Genomic DNA, 13,003 nt, shown 5'->3' on the forward strand with positions numbered 1-13,003 from the left:
ATTTCCCGGATCAACAAGGAGTATTTGCAATGTACACGGATCTCAAAGACCAGCTTGCCGCCGAACTGGACGAGCTGAAGTCCTCCGGCCTGTTCAAGGCAGAACGCCACATCGACTCGGCCCAGTCCGCGTCCATCCTGGCCGGCTCGCTGGGTGACGATGCGCGCAAAGTCCTGAATTTCTGCGCCAACAATTACCTTGGCCTAGCTGACAACCAGCAGATCATCGATGCGGCCAAGAATGCCATGGATGAGCGCGGCTTCGGCATGGCCTCGGTCCGCTTCATCTGCGGCACCCAAGACCTGCACCTGGAATTGGAATCCAAGCTCTCCAAGTTCCTGGGCACCGAGGACACCATCTTGTTCTCCAGCTGCTTCGATGCCAACGGCGGCGTCTTCGAATCGCTGTTCGGCAAGGAAGACGCCATCATCTCCGATGCGCTGAACCACGCCTCGATCATCGACGGCATCCGCCTGTCCAAGGCCGCGCGCTTCCGCTACGCCAACCAGGACATGGTTGACCTGGAAACCCAGCTGCAGGCCGCCGCGCAGCTCAACGACGGGGCCGGTGCACGCCGCACCATCATTGTCACCGACGGTGTCTTCTCCATGGACGGCTACCTGGCACCGCTGGAAGCCATCTGCGATTTGGCCGACAAGTACAACGCGCTGGTCATGGTCGATGATTCCCATGCGGTAGGCTTCATGGGCGCCACCGGCGCCGGCACCCCCGAGCATGCAGGGGTCTCGGACCGCGTGGACATCTACACCGGCACCTTCGGCAAGGCCCTGGGTGGCGCCTCGGGCGGCTATGTTTCCGGCCGCGGCGAAATCGTCGCGATGCTGCGCCAGAAGGCCCGCCCGTACCTGTTCTCCAACTCGCTGGCCCCGTCGATTGTCGCCGCAACCCTCAAGGCGCTGGACCTCGTGGTGGATTCCGGGGACCTGCGGGAGAAGCTCTTCGAGAACGCCGCGCATTTCCGCCGCCGCATGACCGAAGAGGGCTTCGAGCTGCTCGACGGCGAGCACGCCATCATCCCTGTGATGTTCGGCGACGCGGTCAAGGCCGCAGAGGTGGCAGGCAAGATGCTGGAACAGGGCGTCTTCGTGACCGCCTTCAGCTTCCCGGTGGTGCCCAAGGGCGCCGCGCGCATCCGCGTGCAGCTCTCCGCCGCGCATTCGGCCGAGGACATCGAGGCTTGCGTGCAGGCCTTCGTTGCCAGCCGCTGACCAGCTCGGTTGGCCCGGCGGCGTGCTTCAATAGGGATGACGAATTGGCATAACCAAAGGCGGAGGACTCATGGCTACCAGGGATGATGTGGCGCGCTTGGCCGGTGTATCTCCCAGTACCGTGTCCTACGTGATCAGCGGCCGGCGCAGCATTTCCGAGGCGACCAAGGCCAGAGTCGTGGCGGCCATGCGGGAGCTGAACTACACCCCGGATGCCTTTGCCCAGGGCCTGGCCGGATCCCGCCGGGGGATCCTTGCCCTGCACTTTCCCACCAGCGTGGACGGCTATTCCTCCACCGAGTTCGAATACGTCACCGCCGCAATGGAGCGTGCCCGCGCGCTGGGCTACCACATGCTCTTATGGTCCAATCCGATGACCGATGTCATGGGATTGGAAAGCTTGGTCGGGCAGAAGCTGGTGGCCGGGGTGCTGCTGATGGAAGTATCGATCAATGACCCGCGCTTCGATGTCCTGCGGCGCGCGGGCATACCTTTCGCTTCCATTGGCCGTCCCGATGACAATGCCGACCTGTCCTATGTCGATAATGATTTCGCCGAGGCCGGGCGCATCGCGGTGGACTACCTGGCGAATCTCGGCCACCAATCCATCATGTACATCAACGTCTCCGTGGAAGACCAGGAGGCCGGTAACGGTCCGGCCATCCGCACGACCCGCGCCATCTCTGAAGCCGTGCGCCTCCGCGGCATGTCGATGCAGGAAGTCCCGGTGGAAAACAACGCGCGCGGCGGACGGACGGCGTTGGATGCCTACCGGGACCTGCACCCGCGCCCCACGGCGGTGCTGGCGCTCAAGGAATTCGCCACTGCCGGTTTCGTCAACGCCGCTGGCATGGCGTCGTTGCGCATCCCAGAAGACCTCTCGGTAATTGCATTGGGTGTCGGCGATCGCTCGGCCGAAATGGTAGCCCCGGCACTGACCACGGTCGCCCCGCCGGGCGAGGCGGTCTCCCATGCGGCGGTGGACGCACTGGTGCAGAAAATCGAAGGCCGTTCCCAGGGTGCCATGCAGCAGCTTATCGCGCCGCTGATGACGGTCCGCGACAGCACCGGCCCGGCTCCGCGCTGAGCATCCCACGACAATCTCTGGACGATCTTCTTTCATAAATGTTGACGCGCGTCGATGATCTGCGTCACTATGGAGGGGATCACTCGTGCCAAGCTGGAACTTCCCGCAGGGTACAACTCAAAAGTGGAAGGCATCATGAAGAAAACAAAACGTGGGTTGAAGCTCGTTCCCGCTCTTTCCGTGGCCTCAATCGGTTTGCTGCTGGCCGGTTGCTCCGGGGGAGCAGATCCCAATGATCCCAATGCCCAAGGCGGGGAGACCCAGGTTGCCGAATCCGACGGCGTGGTGGATGTCTACGGACCAATCACTGGCACCGAAGCTGAGCTGCTCGAGAAGTCCTGGGCCGACTGGTCTGAAGAGAACGGCATCAAGATCCGCTACACCGGCGACAAGAACTTCGAATCCCAGTTGGGCATCAAGGTCCAGGGCGGAGATACGCCTGACCTAGCAGTCTTCCCTCAGCCAGGTTTGCTGGAAGCTACCGTAGCTTCGGGCAAGGTGCAGAAACTTCCTGAAGGCGCCCAAGCTGAAGTGGGGAAGAACTGGTCTGAGGACTGGCAGAACTACGGCAAGGTGGACGGCGTCCAGTATGGTGCTCCGCTGATGGCCAGCGTCAAGGGCTACATCTGGTATTCGCCCAAGCAGTTCGAGGAATGGGGCGTCAGCGTTCCCAAGACTTGGGACGAAATGACCGCGCTGGGAACCGAAATTACCAAGAAGACCGATGAGCCTGCCTGGTGTGCAGGATTTGCCTCGGGCGAAGCATCGGGTTGGCCAGGCACTGACTGGATTGAGGACGCTGTCCTGCGCCAGTCGGGCACCGAAGCCTATGACAAATGGGTGTCCGGAGAACTGGAATTCACCTCGCCAGAAATCACCAGCGCATTTGATTCAGTTGGCGAGATCTTGCTGGATCCAAAGCAGGTCAACGCAGGCTATGGAGATGTAAAGTCCATTAATGCCACCGCGTTTGGTGACATCGGCACCGCAGTTGCCAAGGGCACTTGCCCGCTGACGCACCAGGCTTCATTCCTCGAAGGCTTCATCCTTGATGCCAAGAACGCAGACGGTGAAACACCTACGGTAGCTCCTGACGGAGATGTCTGGGCATTCATCGCACCACAATTCAACGAGGGTGATCCAACTTCGGTTGTCGGCGGTGGCGAATTCGTCGCGGCCTTCTCGAACGACGAAGACACTGCGAAGGTGCAGGAATACCTGGCCAGTGCAGACTGGGCCAATAGCCGAGTTAAGCTCGGTGGCGTGATCTCGGCAAACTCCGGCCTTGATCCAGAAAATGCCAGCAGTGATCTGCTGCGCTCTGCGGTGGAACTGCTGCAGGATCCAAGCACCACTTTCCGTTTCGACGGATCTGACCTGATGCCAAAGAGCGTCGGTGCCGATTCCTTCTGGAAGGGAATTGTGGACTGGATCGATGGGAAGCCCACCAAGGAAGTTCTAGAGAACATCCAAGCCGGTTACGACTCTTAGTCACCAGTGAATAAGTGGGGGAGGCCGGTTCAACCGGCCTTCTCCAGCTTTAAAGGAGATATGACTCGTGTCTGATTTTTTCCAGTGGCTTGCCGGCTTGTCACCGCTTCTTCAAATACCGGTAATTTTGCTTTCCTTTGCCGTGGTGATCGGCCTGGTACTTGCGTTCGTTGAGGTTTCTACGAACCGTGGACGTGGCTTCGCAATTCTTCGTTTGCTCGCCTCCGTGCTCGTTCCTGTAGTAATACTCTTATTGCTCGGGCTATATGCCTCGGTCATGTGGGTCGCCGCAGTGGCTGCCGTTCTCGGTCTTGCCGTGTATTTCTATGACCGCCGCTCACGGTCGGGGGCCGGCACTTTTCTTCAGCTAACAGGATTCCTGGCCCCGGCCATGATCTTGCTGGCAATAGGGCTGATTTACCCAACCATCCGAACAACAATTAGTGCTTTCATGACCAACGACGGCTCCGGATTTGCCGGGCTGGCGAACTTCGCCTGGGTCTTTACCAGCCCCGATGGCTTGACCGCCCTGCTCAATACGCTGGTCTGGGTCTTGGTAGCCCCGGTGGTTTCAACGATTATCGGCTTGGCCTACGCCGCCTTCATCGACAAGAGCCGTGGTGAGAAGTTCTTCAAGCTGCTCGTTTTCATGCCGATGGCAATTTCATTTGTTGGCGCGTCGATCATCTTCAAATTCTTCTATGATGCGCGGCAAGGCGAACAAATTGGCGTATTGAACGCAATCATCACCGCCTTCGGGGCGAAACCGGTGGACTGGCTAGGACTGGAACCATGGAACACCCTGTTCCTGGTCATCATCCTGATCTGGACCCAAGCTGGCTTCGCCATGGTGATTCTGTCCGCGGCAATTAAAGCGGTCCCTGCCGAACAGCTTGAAGCAGCTGCCTTGGACGGTACCACCCCGTGGCAGAGCTTCATGAATGTCACGCTGCCGGGAATCCGCTCATCGGTCATCGTTGTGCTGACCACCATTTCCATTGCTTCGCTGAAGGTCTATGACATCGTGTCCTCCATGACCGGTGGACGCTCCGAGACCACGGTTCTGGCCTACGAAATGGTCCGGCAGTTCCAGCTGGGCAGCCGCACCGGTTACAGCTCCGCATTGGCAGTAGTCCTGTTTGTCCTGGTGCTTCCGATCATCATCTACAACGTTCGCCAGCAAAAGCAACAAGGAGGCACTCGATGAGTACGGTCAGTGATTCCTCGCGCCGCTTGCTTAAAGCCACCGAAAAAACCGGCGGGAAACTGCGCAAGGCCAGTTCGTCTCGAATTGCCACGGCCGCTGCGTTCCTTATCGCCGCGATCTGGACCATCCCGACATTTGGGCTTTTTGTCTCCTCATTCCGTGAAGCCAACGACATCAAAACCACTGGTTGGTGGACGGCCCTGTCCAACCCGTCATTTACGCTGGAGAACTACGCGCAAGCGTTCGTCTCGGGCGACAGCTTGCCGCTGTCCAAGGCGTTCTTGAACTCCTTGGTCATTACGATCCCGGCTGCCATCATCCCGATCATCATTGCCAGCTTGGCGGCCTACGCTTTTGCCTGGATCAATTTCAAAGGGCGCAACACTCTATTCATCTTGGTCTTTGCATTGCAGATTGTCCCGATCCAGATGGCGCTGGTTCCACTGCTGCAGATGTTTTCCGATGGCGTGAAAATCGGTGGGTTGTATATCCTTCCCGGGCTAGGCGTTAATGGGCTCGACGGCGCCTATGCCAAGGTTTGGATTGCCCATACGATTTTCGCCTTGCCTCTGGCGATCTTCATGCTGCATAACTTCATTTCGGAAATCCCGGAAGAAGTCATTGAAGCTGCACGAGTAGACGGTGCCGGGCACGGAACTATATTCACTCGTATTGTCCTTCCGCTGGCGACTCCTGCCATCGCGTCGTTTGGAATTTTCCAATTCCTCTGGGTATGGAATGACTTGCTGGTGGCCACGGTCTTCACCTCCGGTGGGGAACTTCCGATTACCAAGGCGCTTCAAGACCTCTCAGGTTCTTATGGCCAATCGTGGGAGCTGCTTACCGCAGGCGCGTTCATCTCGATGATCATTCCGCTGGCGGTGTTCTTCGCGCTGCAGCGGTTCTTCGTGCGCGGCTTGCTAGCAGGCGCCACCAAGGGATAAACCTGCCCTGAAACAAGGCACAAGGGTGCCCGTCTGAAATTTCAGACGGGCACCCTCTTGTTCTGTCCCGCAGGCGGCAAGCCATAGGTAGGCTCGTGCCTGAAGGATTGGAATTACCACGAAGGCGGAGCGCTCATGGCAACCTTGTTGCTTACCAACATCGGACAGCTGACGACGGTTGACGCGAAAGGCAGCGTGCTGGAAGACGCCGCGGTGCTAATCGAAGATGGGATTGTTGCATGGGTCGGCCACATGGCGCTGGCGCCAGCAACGGCGCACGAGATCGATTTGGGCGGTCGTGCGGTGCTGCCCGGCTGGGTTGATTCCCATAGCCATCTGATTTTCGGCGGCGACCGCGCCGAAGAATTCGTGGCCCGCATGGCAGGCCAGACCTACGCCGCCGGAGGCATCGCGGTCACCACCTCGGCCACCGGGCAACTCTCCGACACAGAGCTGGCCGGCGTTGTGGGCGAACGCCGCCGTGAAGCCATGGCCATGGGCACCACCTGGATGGAAACCAAGACCGGCTATGGGTTGACATTGGAAGAAGAGACCCGGCATTCCGTGCTCGGCAAGCCGCTGGTGGATTCACTGACCTTCCTTGGCGCCCACCTGGTTCCGGCAGGTTGGGCTGCCGAGGCCTATACGGATTTGGTCACCGGACCGATGCTTGATGCGGTGGCAGGCAACGTCGACTTCGTCGACGTCTTCTGCGAACGCGGCGCATTCACCGAGGATCAATCGCGCCGGGTTCTGGAAGCCGCGCAGCGCAAAGGGCTGGCGACCAAGGTCCATGGAAACCAGTTGGGCCCCGGCCCAGGAGTGAAGCTGGCCGTAGAATTCGGCAGCCATTCGGTAGACCACGTGAATTACCTGGATGAAGGGGACTTCAAGGCGCTCGCCGACAGCTGGGCCGGTTGGGATGCCTCGGCGCGTTCGGGCAAGCCGGGCACGGTAGCTACCTGCTTGCCCGCCTGCGACCTGTCCACCCGGCAGCCGCTTGCACCGGGCCGCGAACTGCTTGATGCAGGCGTGCGAATCGCGCTGGCGAGCAACTGCAATCCGGGGACCAGCTACACGAGCAACATGAACTTCTGCGTGGCTACGGCGGTGCTCCAGATGAACCTGTCCCTGGCCGAAGCCATCGAGGCGGCAACCTACGGAGGGGCGCTCGCGCTCGGGGTTGCCGATCAGGTGGGATCCATCGAGATCGGCAAGCGCGCAGACCTGCATGTGCTTGACGCGCCGGTTGCTGCGCACCTGGCGTACCGCCCCGGAATGAACCTGACCCATAGCGTGTATCGGGCGGGTGAACTAGTTGATCGACTTACGTGATTCCTTGGAACTGTTCTTCCAAAGGAGACATGATCCGGCCATCCGGTGAGATAGAGCGATCATCTCGATTTTTAATGTAGTTGGCTACGAAGTACCGTTCGATTTCAGGAAACGATTTCCGGAGTTGCAGAGCTTGTGCCCAATCCGGTAGCGGCGAGAGTTTCGAAGGGAAATACGAGGTTAGGAAGGCAAGACGAATATTCCGTCAGGCATCCCGAACCCGGACCGTTGCGCAGTCCGCGCATACACACTCACGGACCACAGAGAGTCTGAACCATAGGAGCCTAAATGCCAGTCCGCAAATCGGTGTACGAGCTTCAGCGAGGTTCCTTTGAGAATATCGGTCTGGTCCGTGGGGCCGCCATGGGCGTTGCTGGTAGTCCCAACGATGAGTACTCCATTTGAACGGATCACCCGATCGGCAAAATCGAATACGCTTCGCAGTTCGCCACGTGAAATGAAGGCAGGCACATTTCCGGTCATCAATATGGCGTCGTACTGTTCCGGCAGCGAATGCTCGTTGAGTGTACCCAAGCTCAGCTGGTCGGCTGATAACTGTCTGAACCAGCTACCATCGAATAGGTCTTTTGCTACATCCAGAACTTGGGGCGTTGGATCTACGCCATAGGCATCATGTCCGCAGCGACGCAACGCATTGACGGTATTGCCAATCCCGCAACCGATATCGAGAATTCGTGAATTACGAGGACAGAGCATGTCCGCGAAACGGGCAACTACGTCCAGATCAATCCCGTCCATTGTTTGAGCACGCATTTTCGCCGCGTATGAATCGTAGTTGGGGCCCATATCCACAGTTTTGCATGGATACAGGATCTGAACGACTTGTTTGCGCTAGTAGGCTGAAAAGATAGCTCTGAATTAGGCATTCATGATAGACAAGACCTATGGCTACTACTGCTTTCAAGGGAACCCCTGTACAGACTATTGGTGATCTGCCAGCCGTTGGCTCGCAGGCTCCAGCTTTCACTCTCACCGACACCGGCCTTGCAGATGTCACCAGCGAATCGCTGGCTGGCCGTCGCGTTGTCCTGAACATTTTCCCGTCGGTTGATACCGGCGTTTGCGCTGCCAGCGTGCGTCGCTTCAACGAACTGGCTGCCGGCCTGGAGAACACCACCGTCGTGTGTGTTTCTGCTGACCTGCCATTCGCACTGGGCCGCTTCTGCGGTGCCGAAGGCATCGAGAATGTTACAGCTGGTTCGGTCTTCCGTTCCGACTTCGGTTCGGACTACGGAGTCACCCAGGTCGACGGACCACTGGCTGGCCTGCTGGCCCGTTCGGTTGTTGTGCTGGATGAGGACGGGAAGGTTGTTTACAACCAGATCGTCCCGGAGATCACCACCGAGCCTGACTACGATGCAGCTATCGCAGCCCTGAGCTAAGCAAGCAATTGCACCCGATACGGTGCATGAGAGCCCGCCTGACAACATTCAGGCGGGCTTTCTTTACGCTCCAGATGGCTTGCTCATCGGCGGGTCAGGCCAAATTGCTTCCTATCCATTGATTGATTGCGCTGCAGTGAGGATGCGCGGACCAATCTTGCGCATGAGCTTGCCCATCTTCGGGTTGTCCGAGCGCGAGAGCGTATCCGATAACCGTTCAAGGCTCATGAGACCCAACCAGATTTTGGCCCGGTGCGCTTCCTCAGAGTTGGGAGCAATCAAATCCACCATTTCCAAACCATGCCACAGGCTCAGGTACGCGGTGTTCAAGGCAGGGTCCCACGCTGCTGCGAGGTCCCAATCCAAGATGCCAATCAGCTTCTCGTCAATCCAGTGCATGTTGTGGCCAGCCAAATCACCATGCACCAGTCCCGCTGGAACCTGCGCCAGAATATCGAGCTGATCCCAAAGTGCGGTTGCAGGAGCTCGAAGTTCCTCGGGCAGCGCATCGAAGCATTGCTGCTGCCGAGCTTGGGTCCATTCGCCACGGAACGAAAACGGTTTGGCCAGATGAGCGCCGATCTGTTCCAGCGGTACCTCGGCCAATTCCTTCACCAGCTGGCCCAGCACCTTTGGATCCCCGTAATGAGGCTCATGCGCGCTTCCGGGGATGAAGGACATGGCAACTGAGCTGAGCCCGTCGACATGCAGGATCTCGGAGACCGCCACCGGGATCTGATAGGTGAGCTGGCTTTCCAGCAACGACAGCAGCTCGACGGTTCGCGGCATCTGTTCGGTCGCCGCTGGCGTGCGCGCCATGCGAATCACCGCCTGCGGATTGCCAATGACCACCTTGTGGAATTGTCCGCCTTCATTCACGGCCGCATCTTCCCACGAAAGATCGGGGCAGAGCTGGCGGGCGATTTGCAGTTCTCCACTGGTGGCAGGACGACTCATTCGTACCCTTCTCGTTCAGCTCGCTGGTGGTCTCACCTTCAGGCTATCGCAGGTTTGCCACGTGGCTACTCAGTACGCGCACAGCCAGATCGGCCTATGATCGAGAACGTGAACGCTGAACAAATTGAGCCGACGGCAACCCGCAGAACCCTCAGGTTCGAGATCATTTTGGTTCTCGCCCTGTCCTTGGGGCAGAGCGCGGTCTACTCGCTGCTGAGCTTTGCGGATAAAGTCACCAGGGCACCGTTGCGTGATCAGACGACATCGCTGAACAACCCGCTGAGCACACGCGAGTTCTTTGATTTCACCTACCAGCTTCTGGACATTGTCTTCGCGCTGGTGCCCGTGGTGCTGGCACTCTATCTGATGAAGCGCACGACCGGCCGAACCATCCGTGACATCGGCTTCGACATGCGACGTCCGGGCAAGGACACGATGCTCGGGGCGGGGCTGTTCCTGGCCATGGGCATCGGGACGCTGGGCGTCTATGCTGCCGGACGGGCACTGGGCGTCACCACAGCACTGTCAGCAGCCAATCTCGGTGATTATTGGTGGAGCGTCCCCGTGCTGCTGCTGTCGGCTGTACGCCATGCAGTGCTCGAAGAAGTGCTGATGCTCGGCTTCCTGTTCACCTATGCCAAGAAGCTGAAGCTGGGACTGTGGAGCACCATTATCGGTTCTGCAGTGCTCCGCGGCAGTTACCACCTCTACCAGGGCGTGGGGCCGATGATCGGCAATATGCTCATGGGCATCGTCTTCGGCTGGGTGTACCAGAAGTACGGCCGGGTGATGCCGCTGGTCATCGCCCACTTCCTGCTCGATGCTATCGGCTTCGTCGGCTACGCGCTGGTTGGGCCTGCCATCGGAATCGGCCAGTAGTGCCCGAAGGCCTGCGCCAGCGACTGAAACGCCATTAACGAAAAAGGTAGGTGGGGACGCCATTGTCCCCGCCTACCTGCGTTCGTTTCCGAGTTTCCTACAGCACCACGGTGCCGGACTCGGTTTCAAAGGTTACCGACATGATGCCCGGAGTGCCATTCGGAGCTTCATATTGCATGGTGACAGCTCCCAAATTGACGTTCTGCGGCTGGCCGAGCCAATCCAGCACCCGTTCGCGCGAACCGGCGATGGCTATCTCGCTGATGGCACCAACCGGTTCAAGCGACTTGGACGGATGCAGATCCTCAGTACCGTCATCCCATGAGATCAGGTATGGGCACTGCGGGTCGGCGATCAGGCCCTTGATGCCAATTTGCTGCCAGGTCAGTTCGCGGCCATCAGGGAACTTGCGGTTGCCAGGCACTGACTTGCGGCCCAGGCGGTCTTCGGCGCTGGATAGATCCTCCACCGAGACGCACCAGCCCATCCAGCCACCGCCGAGTTCCGAGCGGGCGCGAACGGCCTGGCCGAAGGGAGCCTTGTCGCTGGCCGGGTGGTTCAGCACCTCGACTACTTCCAAGTACTGGCCGTGCTTGAGCGGGAAGATGACATTGCGTGTTCCGAATCGTGGATGCACGCCACCCTTGACGAACTCCAAGCCGAGCGACTCGGAGATTCTTTGCGCGGTTGGCATCAGCCCATCAGGGCCGCATGCATAACTTACGTGATCTAGCCTCATCATGTGCCCATCATGGCAACATGTGATGGCAGTCTCTACTTAGGCAACCCTAAGCGGGGTGAATGTTATCGAATAGTCTGCGGAAAAGTCCTCAAAAATACGGAATATGACCGATTGAGTCCAATGCCGGTCCACTACGTTGCAATGATCTTCGGTTTTCGGGCAAACTGATAGCAGGTCATGAGTCCCAGTAACAAGCCCCGGCTTACTGGGCGGCAACCCTCCAACCGCGGTGGGGTGCCCCGGGTGAAGACCTGGCCCTTGAATGCACAAGGCATCAAGGACAAGCGCGGGTTACCCCCTGGAAGTCGTTTCGATATGGTGCTTCCTGTCGGTGTCTTTTCAGCGGCGTACCCCCATAGTCATGAAACGCTATTTGGAGGAAACCATGAGCAACAACTGGTCATTTGAAACCCGTCAGATCCATTCCGGCCAGACCCCGGATCCGACGACCGGAGCGCGAGCTCTCCCGATTTTCCAAACCACTTCCTTTGTCTTCCCGAGCGCCGAGAGTGCCGCTGCCCGTTTCGCGTTGCAGGAACTGGAACCGATCTACACCCGTATCGGCAACCCGACCACCGACGCCGTGGAAACCCGCATCGCTGATCTGGAAGGCGGCGTTGGTGCGCTGCTGCTGTCCTCGGGACAGGCCGCCACCACTTTCGCCATCCTGAACCTGGCCGAAGCCGGCGACCATCTGGTAGCCAGCCCGAGCCTGTACGGCGGAACCCAGAACCTGCTCAAGCACACGCTCAAGCGCTTGGGCATCGAAGTCAGCTTCGTCTCCGACCCGGACAACCTGGACGAATGGCGTGCCGCGGTGCGCCCGAACACCAAGGCCTTTTTCGGCGAAACTATCTCCAATCCTCGGCAGGACGTGCTGGATATCGTGGGCATCTCGGAGATCGCCCACGAAGCCGGCGTGCCGCTGCTGGTGGACAACACCCTGGCCACGCCATACCTGATCCGCCCCATCGAGTGGGGCGCCGATATCGTGATCCATTCGGCCACCAAGTTCCTTGGCGGCCACGGCAATGCCATCGCCGGGGTCATCGTGGACTCGGGCAACTTCGACTTCGCCAAGGACGCCGAACGCTTCCCGGGATTCAACACCCCGGACGAGTCCTACAACGGCCTGGTCTTCGCCCGCGACCTGGGCGTCAACGGCATCCTCGGCGCGAATCTGGCCTACATCCTCAAGGCACGCGTGCAGCTGCTGCGCGATCTGGGTTCATCAGTGGCGCCGTTCAACGCGTTCTTGATCGCCCAAGGCCTGGAAACCCTGTCGCTGCGCATTGAGCGCCACGGCCAGAACGCAGTGGAAGTTGCCAACTGGCTCGAAGCCCGCGAGGAAGTGCAGAAGGTCGCCTACGCCGGACTGCAGTCCTCTCCGTGGCATGAGCGCGCGCAGAAGTACAGCGATCACGGCGCTGGCTCGATCATCGCCTTCGAGCTGGAGGGCGGCGCGGAAGCCGGACAGGCTTTCGTGGACGCACTGGTCTTGCACTCCAACGTCGCGAACATCGGCGACGTGCGCTCGCTGGTCATCCATCCGGCCTCCACCACCCACGCCCAGCTCTCCGAAGCGGAGCAGATTGCCGCCGGTGTGAGCCCGGGACTGGTGCGGCTGAGCGTCGGGCTGGAAAACATCAAGGACATCCTGGCCGATCTTGAGCTGGGCTTCGAAGCTGTTGCGGCCCTTGAAAACAAGGAATTGCAGGAAACCCTCTAG

12 protein-coding genes and 1 riboswitch are annotated in these 13,003 nt (G+C 59.2%); of the genes, 9 read left to right on the forward strand and 3 right to left on the reverse strand.

Features of this window, described 5'->3' with window-relative positions:
• Positions 1 to 29 precede the first annotated feature (29 nt).
• From JOE62_RS05815 to hutI, 6 genes are all read left to right on the forward strand, one after another.
• A complete protein-coding gene (locus tag JOE62_RS05815; protein WP_204721083.1) occupies positions 30 to 1,229 on the forward strand; it encodes a glycine C-acetyltransferase in 1,200 nt (399 codons plus the stop codon).
• 70 nt (positions 1,230 to 1,299) lie between these two features.
• Positions 1,300 to 2,316, forward strand: a complete 1,017-nt coding sequence (locus tag JOE62_RS05820; RefSeq protein WP_204721085.1) for a LacI family DNA-binding transcriptional regulator — start codon at positions 1,300 to 1,302, stop codon at positions 2,314 to 2,316.
• A gap of 135 nt (positions 2,317 to 2,451) precedes the next feature.
• Positions 2,452 to 3,807: an ABC transporter substrate-binding protein gene (locus JOE62_RS05825; protein WP_239543209.1), complete on the forward strand. Its 1,356-nt coding sequence runs from the start codon at positions 2,452 to 2,454 to the stop codon at positions 3,805 to 3,807.
• A gap of 67 nt (positions 3,808 to 3,874) precedes the next feature.
• Complete coding sequence (locus JOE62_RS05830; protein WP_204721089.1) at positions 3,875 to 5,014, forward strand: ABC transporter permease subunit; 1,140 nt, start codon at positions 3,875 to 3,877, stop codon at positions 5,012 to 5,014.
• On the forward strand, positions 5,011 to 5,958 hold the full coding sequence (locus JOE62_RS05835) for a carbohydrate ABC transporter permease (RefSeq protein ID WP_204721091.1): 948 nt from the start codon (positions 5,011 to 5,013) through the stop codon (positions 5,956 to 5,958). Before JOE62_RS05830 ends, JOE62_RS05835 begins: the two co-directional genes overlap by 4 nt.
• Before the next feature lie 135 nt (positions 5,959 to 6,093).
• Positions 6,094 to 7,293, forward strand: coding sequence for an imidazolonepropionase (gene hutI / locus JOE62_RS05840; RefSeq protein ID WP_204721093.1), 1,200 nt, complete (start codon positions 6,094 to 6,096; stop codon positions 7,291 to 7,293).
• Between the two features lie 180 nt (positions 7,294 to 7,473).
• On the opposite strand, the gene JOE62_RS05845 is transcribed toward hutI, so the two are convergent.
• Positions 7,474 to 8,100, reverse strand: a complete 627-nt coding sequence (locus JOE62_RS05845) for a class I SAM-dependent methyltransferase (protein ID WP_204721095.1) — start codon at positions 8,098 to 8,100, stop codon at positions 7,474 to 7,476.
• Positions 8,101 to 8,198: 98 nt separating this feature from the next.
• Here JOE62_RS05845 and tpx point away from each other — a divergent pair, with 98 nt between their 5' ends.
• The gene (gene tpx / locus JOE62_RS05850; RefSeq protein WP_204721097.1) at positions 8,199 to 8,696 is read left to right on the forward strand and encodes a thiol peroxidase; all 498 of its coding nucleotides are present in this window, start codon (positions 8,199 to 8,201) and stop codon (positions 8,694 to 8,696) included.
• 111 nt (positions 8,697 to 8,807) lie between these two features.
• Here tpx and JOE62_RS05855 read toward each other — a convergent pair whose 3' ends face one another.
• Entirely contained in the window at positions 8,808 to 9,653 is an 846-nt protein-coding gene (locus tag JOE62_RS05855) for a phosphotransferase family protein (RefSeq protein WP_204721099.1), read from the reverse strand.
• Positions 9,654 to 9,749: 96 nt separating this feature from the next.
• Between JOE62_RS05855 and JOE62_RS05860 the strand changes: the two genes are divergently transcribed.
• Complete coding sequence (locus tag JOE62_RS05860) at positions 9,750 to 10,532, forward strand: CPBP family intramembrane glutamic endopeptidase (protein WP_204721101.1); 783 nt, start codon at positions 9,750 to 9,752, stop codon at positions 10,530 to 10,532.
• A gap of 97 nt (positions 10,533 to 10,629) precedes the next feature.
• Here JOE62_RS05860 and JOE62_RS05865 read toward each other — a convergent pair whose 3' ends face one another.
• Positions 10,630 to 11,274, reverse strand: a complete 645-nt coding sequence (locus tag JOE62_RS05865) for a VOC family protein (protein WP_013348280.1) — start codon at positions 11,272 to 11,274, stop codon at positions 10,630 to 10,632.
• A gap of 173 nt (positions 11,275 to 11,447) precedes the next feature.
• A riboswitch (SAM riboswitch) is annotated at positions 11,448 to 11,567 on the forward strand.
• A gap of 92 nt (positions 11,568 to 11,659) precedes the next feature.
• Between JOE62_RS05865 and JOE62_RS05870 the strand changes: the two genes are divergently transcribed.
• Entirely contained in the window at positions 11,660 to 13,003 is a 1,344-nt protein-coding gene (locus tag JOE62_RS05870; RefSeq protein ID WP_204723223.1) for a bifunctional o-acetylhomoserine/o-acetylserine sulfhydrylase, read from the forward strand.

It is taken from the genome of Glutamicibacter nicotianae (genome assembly GCF_016907615.1).
GTDB lineage: Bacteria > Actinomycetota > Actinomycetes > Actinomycetales > Micrococcaceae > Glutamicibacter > Glutamicibacter nicotianae.